General features: G+C 38.3%; 17 protein-coding genes. 7 read left to right on the top strand and 10 right to left on the bottom strand.

The window, feature by feature from the left end; translation table 11 throughout:
* The first annotated feature begins 375 nt into the window (after window positions 1–375).
* The 6 genes from IEO70_RS08625 to IEO70_RS08650 all read left to right on the top strand — a co-directional run bounded on the left by IEO70_RS08625 (window position 376) and on the right by IEO70_RS08650 (window position 5,297).
* Complete coding sequence (locus tag IEO70_RS08625; RefSeq protein WP_190997973.1) at window positions 376–1,830, top strand: glycosyltransferase family 39 protein; 1,455 nt, start codon at window positions 376–378, stop codon at window positions 1,828–1,830.
* 378 nt (window positions 1,831–2,208) lie between these two features.
* A complete protein-coding gene (locus IEO70_RS08630; RefSeq protein WP_190997974.1) occupies window positions 2,209–3,666 on the top strand; it encodes an ArnT family glycosyltransferase in 1,458 nt (485 codons plus the stop codon).
* Window positions 3,667–3,956: 290 nt separating this feature from the next.
* Window positions 3,957–4,142 (top strand): hypothetical protein, encoded by a 186-nt coding sequence (locus IEO70_RS08635; protein ID WP_190997975.1) that lies wholly within the window; start codon window positions 3,957–3,959, stop codon window positions 4,140–4,142.
* 13 nt (window positions 4,143–4,155) lie between these two features.
* Window positions 4,156–4,404, top strand: coding sequence for a spore coat protein (locus tag IEO70_RS08640; protein ID WP_190997976.1), 249 nt, complete (start codon window positions 4,156–4,158; stop codon window positions 4,402–4,404).
* 175 nt (window positions 4,405–4,579) lie between these two features.
* Window positions 4,580–4,762 carry a hypothetical protein gene (locus tag IEO70_RS08645; RefSeq protein WP_190997977.1) on the top strand — a complete coding sequence of 61 codons (183 nt, stop codon included), beginning with the start codon at window positions 4,580–4,582 and terminating at the stop codon, window positions 4,760–4,762.
* 103 nt (window positions 4,763–4,865) lie between these two features.
* The gene (locus IEO70_RS08650; RefSeq protein ID WP_190997978.1) at window positions 4,866–5,297 is read left to right on the top strand and encodes a DUF3139 domain-containing protein; all 432 of its coding nucleotides are present in this window, start codon (window positions 4,866–4,868) and stop codon (window positions 5,295–5,297) included.
* Between the two features lie 49 nt (window positions 5,298–5,346).
* On the opposite strand, the gene IEO70_RS08655 is transcribed toward IEO70_RS08650, so the two are convergent.
* The 5 genes from IEO70_RS08655 to IEO70_RS08675 all read right to left on the bottom strand — a co-directional run bounded on the left by IEO70_RS08655 (window position 5,347) and on the right by IEO70_RS08675 (window position 10,583).
* Window positions 5,347–7,227: a terpene cyclase/mutase family protein gene (locus tag IEO70_RS08655; protein WP_407948921.1), complete on the bottom strand. Its 1,881-nt coding sequence runs from the start codon at window positions 7,225–7,227 to the stop codon at window positions 5,347–5,349.
* 94 nt (window positions 7,228–7,321) lie between these two features.
* Entirely contained in the window at window positions 7,322–8,137 is an 816-nt protein-coding gene (gene proC / locus IEO70_RS08660) for a pyrroline-5-carboxylate reductase (protein ID WP_190997980.1), read from the bottom strand.
* Between the two features lie 75 nt (window positions 8,138–8,212).
* Window positions 8,213–9,190 (bottom strand): DMT family transporter, encoded by a 978-nt coding sequence (locus IEO70_RS08665; RefSeq protein ID WP_190997981.1) that lies wholly within the window; start codon window positions 9,188–9,190, stop codon window positions 8,213–8,215.
* A 250-nt stretch (window positions 9,191–9,440) separates the two neighbouring features.
* The gene (locus tag IEO70_RS08670) at window positions 9,441–10,055 is read right to left on the bottom strand and encodes a collagen-like triple helix repeat-containing protein (RefSeq protein ID WP_235973556.1); all 615 of its coding nucleotides are present in this window, start codon (window positions 10,053–10,055) and stop codon (window positions 9,441–9,443) included.
* 255 nt (window positions 10,056–10,310) lie between these two features.
* Window positions 10,311–10,583, bottom strand: coding sequence for a hypothetical protein (locus IEO70_RS08675; RefSeq protein WP_190997982.1), 273 nt, complete (start codon window positions 10,581–10,583; stop codon window positions 10,311–10,313).
* A 137-nt stretch (window positions 10,584–10,720) separates the two neighbouring features.
* On the opposite strand from IEO70_RS08675, the gene IEO70_RS08680 reads away from it, so the two are divergent.
* Complete coding sequence (locus IEO70_RS08680) at window positions 10,721–11,197, top strand: Hsp20/alpha crystallin family protein (protein ID WP_190997983.1); 477 nt, start codon at window positions 10,721–10,723, stop codon at window positions 11,195–11,197.
* 47 nt (window positions 11,198–11,244) lie between these two features.
* Here IEO70_RS08680 and IEO70_RS08685 read toward each other — a convergent pair whose 3' ends face one another.
* From IEO70_RS08685 to IEO70_RS08705, 5 genes are all read right to left on the bottom strand, one after another.
* Window positions 11,245–12,018: an ABC transporter ATP-binding protein gene (locus tag IEO70_RS08685; RefSeq protein ID WP_190997984.1), complete on the bottom strand. Its 774-nt coding sequence runs from the start codon at window positions 12,016–12,018 to the stop codon at window positions 11,245–11,247.
* Window positions 12,019–12,070: 52 nt separating this feature from the next.
* On the bottom strand, window positions 12,071–13,318 hold the full coding sequence (locus tag IEO70_RS08690) for a glutamate-5-semialdehyde dehydrogenase (protein ID WP_190997985.1): 1,248 nt from the start codon (window positions 13,316–13,318) through the stop codon (window positions 12,071–12,073).
* A 15-nt stretch (window positions 13,319–13,333) separates the two neighbouring features.
* A complete protein-coding gene (proB, locus tag IEO70_RS08695) occupies window positions 13,334–14,434 on the bottom strand; it encodes a glutamate 5-kinase (RefSeq protein WP_190997986.1) in 1,101 nt (366 codons plus the stop codon).
* Window positions 14,435–15,163: 729 nt separating this feature from the next.
* The gene (locus IEO70_RS08700; protein ID WP_190997987.1) at window positions 15,164–16,615 is read right to left on the bottom strand and encodes a nicotinate phosphoribosyltransferase; all 1,452 of its coding nucleotides are present in this window, start codon (window positions 16,613–16,615) and stop codon (window positions 15,164–15,166) included.
* 142 nt (window positions 16,616–16,757) lie between these two features.
* A complete protein-coding gene (locus tag IEO70_RS08705) occupies window positions 16,758–17,606 on the bottom strand; it encodes a patatin-like phospholipase family protein (RefSeq protein WP_190997988.1) in 849 nt (282 codons plus the stop codon).
* Window positions 17,607–17,826: the final 220 nt, after the last annotated feature.

The following is a 17,826-nucleotide window of genomic DNA, read 5'->3' on the forward strand; positions in this document are numbered from 1 at the left end:
ATGTTATGTGACACTGGTAAATACAGTAACTGAATGTGCAAGTCAATGATTTGAAAAATACGTGCTTAGATTACTACTTCCGCAATAAGCACAAGTTAAGTAAAACAGATAAGCTAATAATCTCGGGGAGCGACGAGAAAAGAGAACAGTTACTATAAAAAAACCAAATCTATTTTCCATGAGAAAAGTAAGATTAAAGCAACCTTCCACTACAATTTAAAATAATCAAAGGCTGCCATAAAGGCAGTCTTTTTTACTTTAAACATCTTTCACAATATAATTCAAATACTCATCTTTTCATGTATTCAATCAAATGGAGATAGTATATAATAATACTGAAATAATTTCGGTGAAAAATTAAATTTCGGAGGTTATATGATTAATAAAGTATCATCAAAAACTTTAATATTTTTCGGATTGATCATTAGTTTTTTTACTTTTATTGTAACTGCAAAAAGTATATCTAATGATTTTTCTAACCATTACATACTCTTGTTGCTTTTAGTAATCATTGCTGGCCTAGTTTTACTGGCAATTACTAAATTATGCAATAAATCATTCAAACAAACTTGGTTTTTGTTTAGTTTGCTTATAGTCGCATTCGCCATACGTCTAATTTGGATTCTAAACGTTGACACCCCTATAATTTCTGACTTTCTCGAAATGTATAATGCGGCAATTGACATTACTAATGGAGTATATGATTTTTCTTCGAGTCAATACTTCACAACCTGGGTATACCAACTAGGTTTTACATTTTACCAAGCAGTCGTGCTTTTCGTTTTTAACCATAATTTATTGGCATTAAAAATATTTAACATACTGTTTAGTCTCGGCATAATCGTTTGCATCTACTTTACCGGCAAACAACTATTCAATGAAACTGTCGGCAGAATTGGGGCCATTATGTATACACTTTACCTGCCAAATATTCTGTATACATCTGTGTTAACTAATCAACATATCGCAACATTTCTTTTCTATTTATCATTCTATCTAATAGTTACAAAGGCTAAAACAAGTCGCATCGCTTGGTTATATATAGGAGTTTTGCTTGCAGTAGCAAATCTTATGCGACCATTAGCTCCCGTTATTTTAATCGCTATTATTATTTATTTCGTGTTGTATCTGACCAATAAACAGATTTCAATTAAAGAAAAAACTTCTTATGCCGCCAAAAATATTATCGGTATTATGGCTGTTTATTTTCTTGTTGGAAAACTCATAAGCGCTGCATTTATAGCAGGCGGATTGGCAGAATACCCTCTTGAAAATCGCGATCCGTACTGGAAGTTCCTTGTGGGCTTTAATCACGAAACAACCGGTCAATGGTCAAAAAGCGATGTGGAATTAATACCATTGCCTGTAGGAAAAGAACGAGATGAATTGTCGAAACAGTTAATAATGGAACGTTTGGAAGATAAATCGCAGTTGCCTCAATTATTCAAAGATAAATTTATTTTGATGTGGGGAAGCAATGATTCATCAATTTTTTGGAGTCTTGACGGACTTGAAAAAGATACTGTATTCAGCATTGATCGTCTTGAATTAATGAATAATCTTTACAAATTAGATCGAATTGTATACTTGCTCATTATGCTATTCTCTTTTATTGGTTTTGTATTCTTATTGATAAAAAAACAAAAGGAATATCCTTATAGTTTATATATATTGCTTATTGTAGGATATATATTGGTTCACTTTTTGATTGAAATCCAAACGAGATACCGGTATTTTATTATGCCAGCTTTCATTTTATTTGCAGGATACGGTTTAGTAAAAACTGTAGACTATTTCTCAAAAAAAAGTTCTAAAAAATATATAAGTTAACAAATGAGGCTTGGACATAACTAGCTTCAAATAACGAAAAAAGGGAAATGGAACTGGTCCATTTCCCTTTTTTTCCGTTCTTCTCTATAAATCCTTAGCTACTGACCATGAATTTACGGAAATTCGCGGCCAATAATGCTAAGCCCATTTCGTTTTCAACCTTCAACAGTCCGCGAACAGAAAATCGGGTGAAATGGAAATTAGCGTTCAATATAATCCATTAACACTTTTTCTGATACAAGTGGGCAACGGAATTGGACGAACCATTAGCTAATCAATAACATGTTGTATGTTTTTAATGTATTCAAAGCCCAAAAGATGGTATATAATTATACAGAAATGATATTTAGATGAAATTTTAATGGATACGGAGGAAACATGTTTAATAATTTTTTATCAAAGTCATTAATCTTTTTAGGATTAATCATTAGTTTTTTTGCATTTATCATGTCTACAGAAACGTTATATTATAATAATTCCAACAATTACATAGTAACTATTTTTCAGATGATAATTGCAGGTTTATTATTACTGGGTATCACTAAATTATGTAGCAAATCAATTAAGCAAATTTGGTTTCTGGCTATTTTGCTTTTGGTTGCATTTGCTATACGTCTAATTTGGGTTTTAAACGTTGACACCCCTATCACGTCTGACTTTCTCGTAATGTACAATGCAGCAATGGACATTACTAATCGAGTTTATGATTTTTCTTCTAGTCCATACTTCACAACCTGGACATACCAGCTAGGTTTTACATTTTACCAAGCTGTCATCCTTTTCGTTTTTAACCATAGTGTATTCGCATTAAAAATATTTAACATACTATTTAGTCTCGGCATAATCGTTTGCATTTACTTTACCGGTAAACAACTATTTAATGAAACTGTTGGCAGAATTGGTGCCATATTATATGCGCTTTACATACCAAATATTTTATATACATCAGTGTTGACTAATCAGCATATCGCGACATTTATTTTCTACTTATCATTTTACTTATTGATTAAAAATTCCCGGACTAGTCGGATCGCTTGGTTATATATCGGTATTATGCTTGCGTTAGCTAATCTTATGAGACCGCTAGCTCCTGTTGTTATAATCGCTATAATAATTTATTTCGTGTTGTATATTCTTACTAAAAATCAGATTTCAGTTAAAGAAAAATCATTATGCGCCGCTAAAAATATCATCGGTATTTTGGCTACTTTTATTCTTGTTGGAAAACTAATAAGTGCTGCATTTATAGCAGGTGGATTGACAGATTATCCTCTTGAAAATCGCGACCCTTATTGGAAATTCGTTTTAGGTTTTAATCATGAAACAAATGGCGGCTATTCAGTTAGTGATGCAGAATTAATAATGTCTTTACCTCTAGGTGAAGAACGTGATGAAATATCGAAACAGATAATAATGGAACGTTTGGAAGATAAATCACAGCTATCTAGATTATTTGTTAATAAATTCGGGGCGATGTGGGGTGGCAATGATGCATCCATATACTGGAGCTTAGGGGAAGTTGACTCAAATACTATTTTCAACATTGATCGCCATGAGTTAATGAATCTACTTAATAAAACTGACCAAGTTGTATACGTGCTTATTATATTTTTCTCTTTAATTGGCTTTGTATTCCTATTGATAGAAAAACAAAAGGAATATCCATATAGTTTATATATATTGCTTATTGTGGGATATATATTGGTACATTTATTGATAGAAATTCAAACAAGATACCGTTACTTTATTATTCCAGCATTCATTTTATTCGCAGGATACGGTCTAGTAAAAACTATAGACTTATTCTCAAAAAGAAATTCTAAATATATACATTAACAAGAGCGTATCCGACATCTTGAGTTCGGATACGCTTTTTTTCTTGCATGAATGGCCCTTAAAAAGAAATCTTTCCTCTTTAACCTTTAAAATACAAGTATCTCTTCATTCTGGCTCCCTCACATACAATACAAAAGCTGGACCCCTCCTATGGTTAAATTACTTCCATTATGAAAAGCATATTCACTAACTAAAACATGTAAATATGTGGAAGATGTATTCTTTATTCATATCTTTTCTCTTTTTGCAGAAAGTAAGAATGAAGTAATTAGGATAGGAGTTGTTTGTTAATGGCAAATATTAACCAAGTCGAATTGCAAAATTTACGGCACATGATCGGTGCCCATGACACAATCGCCAAAAAATTAGATTATTACGCACAGCAATGTTCGGATCAAACGATTGCAGAGATGTTCCGAAAAGACGCTCAAGATGCTAGAACAAGTAAACAAAACTTAATGGGCTACTTACAATAAAGGAGGATTTTTGATGGAAGAAAAAGATATTGTAAACGATTATCTATCATGCTTAAACAGCAGTTTATCGACTTATGCCAGCGCAATCAGTCAGGCTGAAAACGAACAGCTGCGCCAGACTTTCATTCAAATGCGCAATCAAGATGAAGCAAGACAATATGCTTGGTTTTTAAAAGCAAAGGAAAAAGGTTATTATAAACCGGCTCAACAAGCGACTCCAGAAGAAATTGCAGTTGTCAAAAGTGATGTTTCTCAAGGATAATTTTTAGTTCTCCCATTCAGCAGGCTGTACCTATCACATTTAGGGGTACAGCTTTCCTTTAATTCTGATTTTTTTAAAATTTTCTTTAAATTGTTCTAATTCGGTAATAATTTGTTAATATTTATTTGCTATAGTTAGAGATAAGGAAAATACTTTGAATGGAGGAGTTAATAAAATGGCAAAGAAGCGTATGAAAATTGTTGATTTCTATTCTCTATTGCTGCTGAGCATTTCTTTCGGGCTAATGATTTTTTCTGTACAGCTCGGATTGATTTTTCTAACAATGTCAATCACTACTTTATCGCTTAGAGCGTACGTAGGCTATAAGTTTGATCAAAAAACAATCTGCAACAACTAAACAGATTAAAAATAACAAGTCTAATATAAACATAAAAATCCTGTAAAGAGTTTACCCGGACTGTTTTAGTGCAATAAATATAATAAAAACGGCGGGGATTATTATGGGAAAGAATACTAGCAACAAACCGGCACTCTTTCTGATTTGTATCGTTATTCTTATTGTTATAGCAGTACCAGTCGCAGGAATTTTTATTATCAGCGATGGGCATCCGTTTGATATGTATGTCATTAATAAAGCAGCGGCCGCTCATTTGCAAAATAACGGATATTCTGAGGACGATTTATTAGAGGCTCATTATGTGCATAAAAGCAATCTGGATGACTTCGATTATTGTGAGGGTCAATATATGGTCGTCTTCAAGGACGAACCGGATATTGCCTACTACTACAGTGTTTCTAAAGAAAACTACAATGTTGTCCAGGTTGCTGAGAAAGATTGCACTTTAGAAGATGGATCATGCAAAATCATAACAGATGCCACCAAGCATACAGAAGAACATTGTATCCGCTCTAATAGTTCGTCACGTCATTAATAAATGGCCTGAAAAGTCAGTAGCAACCGACTTTTCAGGCCATTAGTGTTCAAGCTTCTATTTGCCCGAGTTTTTTTAAGTAATGTCCTAACGCTAACAATGGAAAAATCTCATTATAGCTTTCATAATAAATATAAAATCCCCCTCTTAATCCGAGCCCGGTAGGATAATAAGTTGCTTCATCATTACTGCCGTCTTTATTCAGCAAAAAATGCACAGCTCTCTGAATCGTTTCTTCGCGAGGGTCGAGAACTGTTAACAGCGTATCTAACGCCCAAGCTGTTTGGCTTGAAGTGCTTACCCGTAAAGGAATATATCTTTCCCGTTCTGCACTCTCGCACGATTCCCCCCAACCTCCATCCTTTTGCTGTACGGATTGCAGCCATTTTATCGCTTTTTGAATGGCCGGATGCTCCTTACTCAAACCGATTGCCAAAAGACCAGTCACCGCTGCCCAAGTACCATAAATATAACAGATGCCCCATTTACCGTACCAGCTGCCGTCTTCTCGCTGCTGATGGATAAGCCAATCGGCCGCCCTTTTTATAATCGGTTCTTCTATGCGATAATGACCATAATTGCCGAGCAACTCAAGTACCCTTCCTGTCAAATCCGCTGTTGAATCATCAATTAATGCATCCTTGGCATTTTCAATCGGAACATAAGCTAAAATCGGATGATAGGCATTTTTTTCAAATGCCCCCCATCCTCCGTCACGGTTCTGCATAGCCAGTAAATACGCTAATCCCTTTCTCCAGGCATTTCTTACGGTTTCATGTGTCTTTCTTTGTTTGCTGAGTGCACGCAGAGCCGCACCGGTATCATCATTGTCAGGGATGTAGTGATTGCTGTCGGAAAATCCCCACCCGCCTACATTCGCTTCCGGCGCATTGACAATCCAATCCCCTCTTTGTCTTTGCTGTTTGCGCAATAAATATTGATTAGCTTTAATGATTGTCGGATGGTTGATGGACATACCGGCTTCCTGCAGTGCATAAGAGAGCAAAGCCGTATCCCAAACTGTAGATGGGGAATTTTGAATATGAATTCCGTTTCTCGTATCTGTGGCATAATCGAGGATTCCTTTTATCGCCTTTTGAAAGATTGGATGTTGTTTTTCATAACCTAATGCCATTAATGCATATATCATATAGAAGCTTGCAGAAGCATAGCTATATAAGGTGCCGTTTTTTTCGATACGGTCAAGCATCAGTTTCTCGGCACTTTTATAGCCGGCCTTGTGCAAATGAAGCGGCGTAAGAGCAATTGATTTCATCGTATCAATAAAATAATTGGTCCAGTAATCCCGGTCTTCCCGAAACCAACTCTCATTTGGCTGTTGCGTATAGAAACTTGTATCGACATCATGCTTAATGGAAAATTTTTTGTTCATAGCGATGATTATCGGAGTCATATGAACTCTCGCATAATTGCTGCAATTATACATATTCAGCGGAATAAACGGCGGAATTAAAAAATACGTCATCGGAAAATAAAAATATGAAGGATATGCATACAGACCGTTTACAGCTAAAATCATTTTTGTCATAAAGTGAGCCTTCTTTAATCCTCCATTAGCTGAAATAAACGTTTCTGCTTTTTTCATAGATTTGTGACTCCGGTCGTATTCGTCGGAAATGAGCATTGCTGTATAGGCTTGTATAGTAGCGGATAAATTGCCATTTTTCTCATCGCTGTAAATACTCCAGCTGCCATTCTCATTTTGCAAAGAGACCAGTCTTTTTAACAGTTTTCTTATCATTTCCGTTTCCATATTTAAACTTCGAAGCACGATTATCATGAAACAGTCAGTTAAAATCGGTCCTTCAAAATTAAATTGCCAGCTGCCTTCCTCACTTTGGCGAGTGGATAATCGATTGCATCTGTCATGTAGATTCTTTTGTACCAATTGCCGTTGAATAGCCAACACCCCCTCTTTTCTAAATGTATTCATGTTTTTTGCTTAATATTATTGAAAAGGGCATTCCGGCTGTCTTATAAGACTTATCGAAATGCCCTTATACTTATTTGGAGTCTTCCTGCATGCTCTTTGATTTTTCTGCACAAACTTCCATTGCACTAATCATTGCTGAGCGGAATCCTTTCTTCTCAAGCTCGGCAACTGCCTCGATTGTTGATCCGCCCGGCGAACATACCATATCTTTCAATTGCGCCGGGTGCAACCCGGTATTAAGCGCCATTTTTGCTGAGCCTAAAATGCTTTGCTCCGCCATTTTATAAGCTTTGGCTCTTGGCAATCCAAGCTTCACAGCTGCATCCGCCATCGCTTCAATCAGCATAAATATGTATGCCGGCGATGAGCCGCATAAGGCAATAAACGCATGGAAATCATTCTCATCCAACAGCTCATATTCTCCAAACACCTTAAAGATTTGGCAAATGTCGTGCAGCTCTGCTTCTTCTATATGTGAATTCGGACAAATAGCGGACATGCCGGCATTCACCAAAACCGGAGTATTCGGCATTGTTCTGACCAGCTTCACTTCTTTGCCGAACCATTCATCCGCCTGCTCCAAAGTGATTCCTGCTGCAATCAACACAATGATTTGTTCCTCTGAAATGATATCTTTAATTTCCATAATTACTTTTTTATGATCTGTCGGTTTAACTGCAATAACAATGATATCTGCAAATGTCGCTACTTCTTGATTGACTAATGTCGTGCGAACATCCCACATATTTTGTATTTCACTCAATGACTGTTCTGACTTGGTTGATACCATAATCTGATGGTTTTCTATCATGGGACTTTCCGCTAAAGCACCGACCATCGCTCTACCCATGTTGCCGCAACCGATAAATCCTATTTTTTTATTCATTCTGCTTCACCTTTCATGACTGTCTTCTCTTGCTATTTTACTATGATGCGATAAAATACGCTTCCAATATACTTTCTACTTTGCTGCAATTTTTTTCTTATCAGCAATCAACTCTGTTGTTTTATACGAAGCAAAACTGTGCAATGTCATTCCTGCGATCACAACAACGATCCCAAGCCACGATAAAGCTGACGGAACAGCGATAGACAGAAAAATCATTTCTCCCAGTAACGCAAACAGCACCTCGATCGATTGCGTAGCTTCTACAGAAGCCAATTTTTGCATATCGCCGCTCACTAAATCAGTCGCCTTGAAAAATAAAACAGTCGCAATAACCCCTGAGCTGATGGCTACAAGAAAGGCTTGGAAGCTTTGTTCAACAGTCGGCAATCCAACTGTGAAATAACCGTATCCGGACAGTAAAAACCAAAATGGCAAGCTTGCTAATGTCATGCCGAGAACACGTTGAAACGCATCCAATCTTCCTTGCGTGAGCTGCATCATTTTCCGATTGCCTAAAGGATAAGCAAAAGAAGCGACGATTACAGGCACAACACCTAATAATACATTGGAAAACGCAATGCTTTTTGTATGCTCGACTTGCATCAGCAAAATGCCGAGCAATATAATGGATGACATCAGTAATCCCTTAATAGGTATCGTGCCCCTGACTGTGACCGGACCTTTATGGGTACGGATTGTTTCATAAAACAAAGGCGCCAATAGCGTGCCGGATATAATTGTGATTTGCCAAGTGCCGGCAATGAGCCATCCGGGTGAATATACCGTCGCATAGCATAAAGGTGCATAAAACAAACCGAAGCCGACAAAACTCCACCCTATCCACGATAATGGATTGCTCTTCATTTCTTGTAGCAGCTGCCGCAAATTGCTCCTCAACAAGACAATCATCAGTAAAAACGGAACCATAAATATGTATCTTAACGAGGCGCTCCAAATCCAACTCCCCCCTGACAATTCCATCGCCGAATTCAGGACAAATGTAAACGCAAAAAAGAAGGCGGAGCATATTCCTAAAATAATTGGTTTCATACTTAACACCTCATTCAACAAAATAATCCATTCTCCAAGCATTAACCAATTATTTTCTACCAATTTCTGCTGTAAATTGTGTTATTTCTAAATTAAAACTACTATATCGCATATTAATTTGAAGAGCAATAAAATATCTATATCTCACATTCCGATTAAATAGAAAAGAAACATTACAATAGAATCTGTTTCTTTAGTTTAGTAGGGCAACATATACAAAATAAAGGTTGATTGGTTGCCCTACTAATGTTCACGCTAGGACTTCCGCTATCAGTACGGCTGAATTTATGATTTCTTCGGAGGAGGTTGCAACTGTCGATGAAGGCAGAGAGCCTTGTAATGTATAGACCCATGTTCCGACTCCCGGCTGATCGAGAACGTTAAACGTAGTAGTTATTTCGTCAAAATCGGTATCGCCAAATGTTCCAATTGTGGTACTCGGATTGACCCGCTGTATCTCATAGCGAAGCAGATTGCCAACAAGCGGACTGCTTCTGACACTAGAATTGGATGTTTGCGAATTGATTGTGGCGGTTATACGGACGATATCATCTGCATTCGGTACAATAACTTCCACAACAGCTAACAGCGTTTCATCCGTGCTAACAGGGAGCGTGACCGGAAAGCTTATACCGCCATTTGTTCCAATAGCAACTTCCGTTATAGCTCCCGGATCTCCCGCTGCGCCCGTTGGTCCGGTTGGTCCGGTTGGTCCGGTTGGTCCGGTTGCCCCTGTGGGTCCTGCCGGTCCTGCTGGCCCGGTTGCTCCGGTGGGTCCTGCCGGTCCTTGTGGCCCGGTTGCTCCGGTTGCTCCAGCGGGTCCTCTCGGTCCTGCTGGCCCGGGAATTCCAATAGTTCTATTCAAGATGATAAAAAACTCTTCACTGTTTCCATTTCGGCAGGATTCGCATTGGCAACTCCTTTTCTTCTGTTCAGAAGATTTGAGACGGCGATGCTTCTGTTTGCGCTTCTTCGAGTTATTATCGCTAGTGCTCACAAAATCACCTTTCCTTACTATTTGATATATAAATGGTAGAACCCATTTCTTACAATATTCATTATATGGTGGCAATGTGAAAGCGATATCCCTCTAAAAATAAATGGAGCGCTATAATAGCAGCTACAATTTATTTTTTATTTGCTTTCTCTTGCCCCAAATAGTGTCTCGATGATAACCCGATTGGCAGCCAATCTTTTCGTATGTATATCCTTTATCGTCATGAAGGGAGAGGATGGTTCTCTCGAAAGGAGTAAGCTGATCGAATGGAAAGTCAGCGGTTTTCCCGCTTATCCAATTCAATCGTAATGCATCTCGTTCATTTTCAAAGTAGAGATCGTAGCACAGCCGCTTTTCATCCGGAATGATTTCGCTGTTCTCATCTTTAATATTCAACAATTCTTCCGTGTGCTCAGAAAACAATACGTCTTTGAATAATGGACGAACTAAAAAGTATACAAAATGTTTTGTATTTTATTAGACGGGTATACACTAACCGTACCAAAAATATAATCATGGAGGATTGATTGGTTATGAAAAGAAATAATCGTTGGAGCAGCTCAGAACTATTACCATTACAACAATTCAGAAACGAATTAAACGAAGTGTTCGATAACTTCTTTGAAGACACTCCGCTTTCTTCCGGCAGTGATTTATTTAAATCAGAAGCGCTTGTACCGGCAATGAATATCGAGGAAAGAGATAACTCCTACTTATTTGAAGTAGAGGTTCCGGGTGTAGACCCTAAAGATGTCGACATTGAATTAAATGGAAACGTGATGACAATTAAGGGCGAAAAAACAAAACATGAAGAGAAAAACGGCAAAGGTGATAAAATGCGCATAGTTGAACATAGCTACGGTTCTTTCTACCGTTCTTTTACTTTGCCTGCCAACATTAATGTAAAAAGCATTACTGCCGAAAATAAAAACGGTATGCTTTATATTAGCGTGCCAAAAGCTGAAATAGGCAGCACTCATCATATCGAAATTAAAGGTGTAGAAAAATAATATTACACAAAATAAGCTGCCTTCCCGGCAGCTTATTCTCATATATTTTATGTTTTTAACGCAATCCATGTACGATTTTGTTCGGTTTGCACCGTAAGAGGACAATCAAAGAATGATGTTAAAACTGATTGTGTCAAAAGCTCTTTCGTAGGACCTTGATTATATACCTCTCCCTGTCTTAACAATAATGTGTGAGAAAAGCAAGGCAAGATTTCCTCAACATGATGTGTGACAAAAATGAGCGTCGGTCCAGCCGGTTCAAGAGCAAGTTTTTCAATGAATTGCAGCAATTCTTCTCTAGCAATCATGTCCAAACCTGTACAAGGCTCGTCTAAAATCAGAAGTTTCGGCTGCGCCATAAGCGCTCGCGCAATCAATGCGCGTTGTCGCTCCCCTTGAGAGAGAACTCCGTAACTTTCGTTTTGCAGATGCTCGCATTTTAATAGCTTCATATAATGGGCAGCCAGATGTAAATCTTCTTCCTCTACCGCTTCATAAAGTCCGACCGAGGCAAATTTTCCGCTTAACACAATTCGAAGTACTGATTCATTTTCCGGAATTTGCTGCTGAATTGATGAGCTCACCCAACCGATTTCTTTTCTTAGTTCAGGCAAATTTGTCTCGCCGAATTTCTTCCCTAAAACTTCGACTTTTCCTTCTGACGGGAACATATATCCGTTGATGATATTAAGCAAAGTTGTTTTACCCGATCCGTTCAAGCCTAAAATGCACCAGTGCTCTCCGCTATTAATCTGCCAATTGATTTTTTGTATAAGCGGCTTTTTATTTCTAAAAACAGACAGATTCTCAACCGATATCATGAAAGACCACTCCCGACAAACCTAAAATTTTTAGCAATTGCGTATACTTTGTTTAACCTCTTGTTTGTCCTGTTCCGTAAATGAAATATTTGCTTGATGTCATCGCCTGCAGCCCCATCGGCCCTCTTGCATGAAGTTTTTGAGTGCTGATGCCGATTTCCGCTCCGTATCCGAATTCAAATCCGTCTGTAAAACGAGTCGACGCATTGTGATAAACCGCAGCCGCATCAACTAACTGTAAAAATAATTCGGCATTCTCTTTACTTTCTGTAATAATTGATTCAGAGTGTTTCGTTCCGTATTTATTAATATGTGAAATTGCTTCTTTTACATCGTTAACGACCCCGACAGTGATTTTCAGATCAACATATTCAGTATGCCAATCTTCCTCTGTTGCTTCTAAAACAAATGAAGCTGCTTCATTCACATAAGAGTCGCCATAGATTTCGACTCCTGCGTCATGTAATGAAGATAAAATCATTTTTCCATGTTTGTCGAACCAATCTTTTTGCAGCAGCAATGTTTCGATCGCATTGCATACGCTAGGACGCTGTGTTTTAGCATTCAATGCGACTTTCAATGCCATTTCAAGTTCCGCTGTTTTATCAATATAAAGATGGCAATTGCCTGCTCCGGTCTCAAGCACTGGCACTGTTGATTCTCTTACAACAGTATCAATCAAATTTTTTCCACCGCGGGGAATCAGCACATCCAGATAGTCATTTAATCGGAACAGTTCTTTTGTCGCTTCTCTGCTCGTATCTTCGATTAATTGTACAGCCTCTTTTGGAATTGTCGTTTGCTCTAATGCTCTATGAATGGATGCAACAAGCGCTTCATTAGAATATTTCGCCGATGTGCTGCCTTTCAAAATAACGCAATTGCCCGTTTTCAGAGACAATGTCGCGGCATCAATTGTTACATTTGGACGGGCTTCGTAAATCATCCCGATTACACCTAAAGGAACACGCTTCTTCTCGATGACAAGTCCATTGTCTTTCGTAATTGTTTCAAGTGTCTCGCCAATTGGATCCTTTAAATCGACTAAAAGGCGTAACGCATCGGCCATATCGTGAATTCTTTTCTCATTCAGCATGATTCGGTCCAAAGTCGAAGCCGGCAATCCTGCTTCTTCACCTTTTTGCAGATCCTTTTTGTTTTCTGCAATCAGCTGTTCTTGATCGATAATCAACTGCTCAGCAATTTTCAAAAGTGCTTCATTTTTCTCGCTTGTTGTTTTGCTGACCATTTCAAAACTGGCTGCTTTTGCCGCTTTACCTTTAATCGTTAATTCACTCATTTTCGATTCCTCCCTTTATTCCGCTTTCACCCATTGATTTCGATGAATCACTTCTATTTTCATAAATGATTGCTGATTAAGTTCCTTACTTCTTTTCCCCATCATTTGCTGCAGATTATCAGAAGAACATAAAACTTCGCCCTTGCCGAGCAAGCCTTGTGAACTGTGTACTTCTACAACATCACCTTTTTCAAAAGAACCTTCTATCCGATATACACCAGCAGGCAACAAGCTGCTTCCATTCAACAGCAGCGCTTCTTCTGCGCCTTCATCTATATAAATTTTACCAGAAACATCAGAATGCAATGCAATCCATTGCTTATTATTCGTAACAGCCCGCATACTTTCATTGCCTAAGTACGTTCCGTCACCTTTTCCTTCTACAATGACATTAAGCTTTTCGCTTCCTTTACCGCTGCCGATAAACACTTGAACACCTAAAGATAATGCCGTTTTGGCAGCCAATAATTTAGACAACATGCCTCCCGTACCAACTGAAGAACCGGCGTCTCCCGCATTCGCAAGCATATCCTCCGTAATCTCTTCAATAAAATCGATGCGCTTCGCATTAGGATTTTTCTTCGGATTTTCACTATAAAAGCCATTTATATCTGTTAGAATGACTAAATGGTCAGCGTGCACCAGCCCGCTTACTAAAGCCGAAAGCATATCGTTATCGCCGAATGTCAATTCTTCAACTGAAACCGTATCATTTTCATTGATGATTGGCAGTATTCCTCTGCTAAGTAGTTCTGTTATTGTCGCATATGCATTGCGATAACGATCCTTTTTAGAAAAGTCGTTTCTTGTCAATAAAATTTGCGCCGGAATGATATTGAATTTGCTCAGTTTTTCCATATACGATTGAATGAGCAAACTCTGACCGACTGCCGCTGCCGCTTGCTTTCCTTTTAACGTAACAGGTCTTGACGGATATCCTAATTTCGCAAAGCCTGCCGCGACTGCACCAGAAGAAACGAGAACTACTTCATGTCCTGATTGTCTTAAAGCTGCTATCGCCTCGATATGGTCATTGAACTTTTCTTGATCAATTCCTCCTTTAGCATCTGTTAAGGAACTGCTTCCGATTTTTATGACAATTCTCTTCTTTTCCATTATGCTTCCTCCTGTTTTTAAGAAAAACCGTTACCGGTCCTTTTTCATCATGAATATGCTACTTGAATTCGCCTCGATGAAAAAGGAGCCATGCGGGAACCGAAATGCGGAAGCGGCCCGCAAGTAAGGAACAGCGACTAAGGACGCTACGTCCGCATATCTTCGTCGCTGTGACTCTCGTCCTGAGAACCTCCAACCTGCATAAGACGAATCATGCAGGAAATTGACAAATTTCCGGAGTGATTTGGCTTATGACCTCGAGGGGCTGGCCGCTGCAGCTAGGCAGGACTAAGATGAATCGCACGAGAAACCCGGTTTTGGTTTCTTGGGCGAGGCAGTTTAGGCCCGAGCATGGCAGGTATAAGGTTAGACAACTAACTAAGTTCAAAATTATATACTTTCTTTTCAAACGTAAAAAAGCCCTTCTCATCCTTAAAACAAGGACGAAAAGGGCAATCTTTCCGTGGTACCACCTTCATTGAATGCAATCTTCTGCATTCCACTCTACTGTTAACGCTCAGCTAGGCGCCTATGTTTTGCATAGGACTCAGAAGGCAGGTTCATTGGCATGATGTGAAGGAGCTTCCAGCGATATGCTCCATTCTCTGTTTCACATCATCATCCAAATACTATTCCTTCGTTAACGTTCAATATTATTGTTACTTATTATGAACATGAAAGTAATGAATGTCAATTAAAAACTATCTTTCAATTAATATGTTTATTCCATTATTCGTATTGGTTTTTTACTTTATTAATTTGCTCCATTTTGTTATCCCAACACGCTTGGCTCAAATCAACCGGGTATTCTTCCGCATATAAAGTACGCTTATATTCATCCCAAAGCACGTTCAAGTTTTCTTTCGCAAATGCCTGTATCTCCTTCAAATCCGGACATTCATATACAAGCTCACCGTTTTTGAAAATGTCATGATGTAAATCAATTGCTTTAAAGTTTGTAACGAATTTCACTAAATATGTGTGAACCGGGTGGAACATCTTCAGGAATTCCTGTTCTTCCGGCTGTTCATTTTCCAAAGCAATATAGTCGCCTTCTGCTTTGCCGGTATAGTTGCTGATGATACGATATACTTTCTTCAAGCCCGGAGTCGTTACCTTTTCCGGATTACCGCTAATTTTGATTGTATCGATCATTTCCCCGTTCTCATCTTCAATTGCAACCATTTTATAGACAGCGCCTAGAGCCGGCTGATCATAGGAAGTAATCAGTTTCGTTCCAATTCCCCAACTGTCAATTTTAGCTCCTTGCATTTTCAGATGCTGAATTGTCTCTTCATCCAGGTCATTAGAAGCAATGATTTTAGCATCAGGAAAACCTGCGTCATCCAGCATCTTTCTTGCTTTTTTAGACAAGTAAGCCAAATCTCCGCTGTCTAATCGGATGCCTAAGAAATTGATGGAATCACCTAATTCCTTCGCTACTTTGATGGCTGTCGGCACACCTGATTTCAATGTATCGTACGTATCGACTAGAAATACGCAATCTTTATGGCGACGCGCATATTTATGGAAAGCAGTATATTCATCACGGTATGCTTGAACTAACGCATGCGCATGCGTACCGGACACCGGGATGCCGAACATCTTCCCTGCGCGCACATTGGATGTCGCTGAAAAACCGCCGATATATGCCGCACGCGTACCCCATATAGCTGCAGAAAATTCTTGCGCGCGTCTTGTACCGAATTCCATCGCCACATCATCACCGATTACTTGCTTAATGCGGGATGCTTTTGTAGCAATCAATGTTTGATAGTTCACAATGTTTAATAGGGCAGTCTCAATAATTTGCGCTTCCGCCAGCGGTGCTTCAATACGGAGCATCGGTTCATTGCCGAATACCAATTCTCCCTCACGCATCGCCCGTACTGTTCCTGTAAATCGCATTTCCTTCAGGTAATCAAGAAAATCATCCTTATAACCTATTTCACTCAAATACTCGATGTCAGTCTCGGAAAAATGAAAGTTCTTCAAATAATCAATAATTCTTTCTAATCCTGCAAACATCGCATATCCGTTATTGAACGGCAGTTTTCGGAAATACACTTCGAAAACTGCTTTTTTATCATGGATGCCGTCTTCCCAATATGTTTCAGCCATATTGATTTGATATAAGTCCGTATGCAATGCATAGCTGTCATCACGATATTTATTTTTCACTACATGTCTCCTCCAACACATTTTCCTGTTTTAACATGAAATAATATATAATTGCTGCATTTTACAAAAGCATAAAATCATACTAATAATAACAGTTTAACATTTTAATTAATATATGTTTTTCAACTATCTTTTACACATTTTAATTCATTGTTTTGCTGATAACAGGTAAAAGTGCAGAAGCATCGCGCATTCCCAGATCGTAAAGACCTTTTAATACATCAATATTTTTTTCGAAACGGCTTATATTAATTGGCTGTGTTGGAGCAACAACAATCGCTTTATTTTCTTCCTCCAGTTTCCATATGTACCGAAGCGTTTCATTATAAATTTTTTGACGTTCATCAAGCAAACGGACCATTTCAGGATATTTTTTAAATACCCGTTTATAAACCATCCGAAATGATTCCGGTTTTTTTACATAGCTTCGATCCCTTGTCAATACGACAATTACTTGATCGCAACCGTCCTCCATCGCTTTTCTCACAGGGATAGGGTCAGATGTTCCTCCATCTAAATATTTCCCACCGTGATACTCAACAATCGGAGCAAAAACGGGGATTGATGAGGACGCCCGCAAAATGGTTGTATCCCTATCAAAATGCTCTTTCCCGAAATAAACCGGCTTGCCCGTTTGGACATCTGTCACTCCCGCCACAAATTCGCAATTAGATGATTTGAACTGGTCATAATCAAACAAATCCAGTTTATTCGGTATTTCATCAAAAATAAAATCCATTCCAAAAATCGATTTTGTTTTCAAATAATTTTTGAAACTTAAATAGCGTGGGTCGTCCAAATAACCTGTATTGATTTTAAAACTTCTCCCACGCTGATTCGATACATAAGAAATACCATGACAAGCTCCTGCCGAAACTCCGATCACGTAGTCTGTATGTATTTGATAGTCCAACAGCAGATCAAGAACGCCAACCGTATAAATCCCTCTCATCCCTCCACCTTCAAGAACCAATCCTACTTTTTTACTCACGTGAATGACCTCCTGTCTTTGCTGACTGCATTTTATAGTTAAAATATAATAATATTTAGATACCACAAATTTATAAAGATAGTTCTCATTATACCAAACTCTTTATAGCAATTTTTAACATCTGTCATTTTATCTCGATAATAAAATAAAATCAAAATTATATAATTTTCTATCGTTCTCTTCCAAAACTAAGAAAAAAGACTCTTGCCCGAATGAGCGA

Source organism: Peribacillus faecalis, from assembly GCF_014712675.1.
Taxonomy (GTDB): domain Bacteria; phylum Bacillota; class Bacilli; order Bacillales; family DSM-1321; genus Bacillus_AD; species Bacillus_AD faecalis.

What these genes read in the sequence shown, in the direction of transcription:
- IEO70_RS08625 (WP_190997973.1), top strand. Translation starts at nt 376, where the DNA reads ATGATTAATAAAGTATCATCAAAAACTTTAATATTTTTCGGATTGATC.
- IEO70_RS08630 (WP_190997974.1), top strand. Translation starts at nt 2,209, where the DNA reads ATGTTTAATAATTTTTTATCAAAGTCATTAATCTTTTTAGGATTAATC.
- IEO70_RS08635 (WP_190997975.1), top strand. Translation starts at nt 3,957, where the DNA reads ATGGCAAATATTAACCAAGTCGAATTGCAAAATTTACGGCACATGATC.
- IEO70_RS08640 (WP_190997976.1), top strand. Translation starts at nt 4,156, where the DNA reads ATGGAAGAAAAAGATATTGTAAACGATTATCTATCATGCTTAAACAGC.
- IEO70_RS08645 (WP_190997977.1), top strand. Translation starts at nt 4,580, where the DNA reads ATGGCAAAGAAGCGTATGAAAATTGTTGATTTCTATTCTCTATTGCTG.
- IEO70_RS08650 (WP_190997978.1), top strand. Translation starts at nt 4,866, where the DNA reads ATGGGAAAGAATACTAGCAACAAACCGGCACTCTTTCTGATTTGTATC.
- proC (WP_190997980.1), bottom strand. Translation starts at nt 8,137, where the DNA reads ATGAATAAAAAAATAGGATTTATCGGTTGCGGCAACATGGGTAGAGCG.
- IEO70_RS08665 (WP_190997981.1), bottom strand. Translation starts at nt 9,190, where the DNA reads ATGAAACCAATTATTTTAGGAATATGCTCCGCCTTCTTTTTTGCGTTT.
- IEO70_RS08680 (WP_190997983.1), top strand. Translation starts at nt 10,721, where the DNA reads ATGAAAAGAAATAATCGTTGGAGCAGCTCAGAACTATTACCATTACAA.
- IEO70_RS08685 (WP_190997984.1), bottom strand. Translation starts at nt 12,018, where the DNA reads ATGATATCGGTTGAGAATCTGTCTGTTTTTAGAAATAAAAAGCCGCTT.
- IEO70_RS08690 (WP_190997985.1), bottom strand. Translation starts at nt 13,318, where the DNA reads ATGAGTGAATTAACGATTAAAGGTAAAGCGGCAAAAGCAGCCAGTTTT.
- proB (WP_190997986.1), bottom strand. Translation starts at nt 14,434, where the DNA reads ATGGAAAAGAAGAGAATTGTCATAAAAATCGGAAGCAGTTCCTTAACA.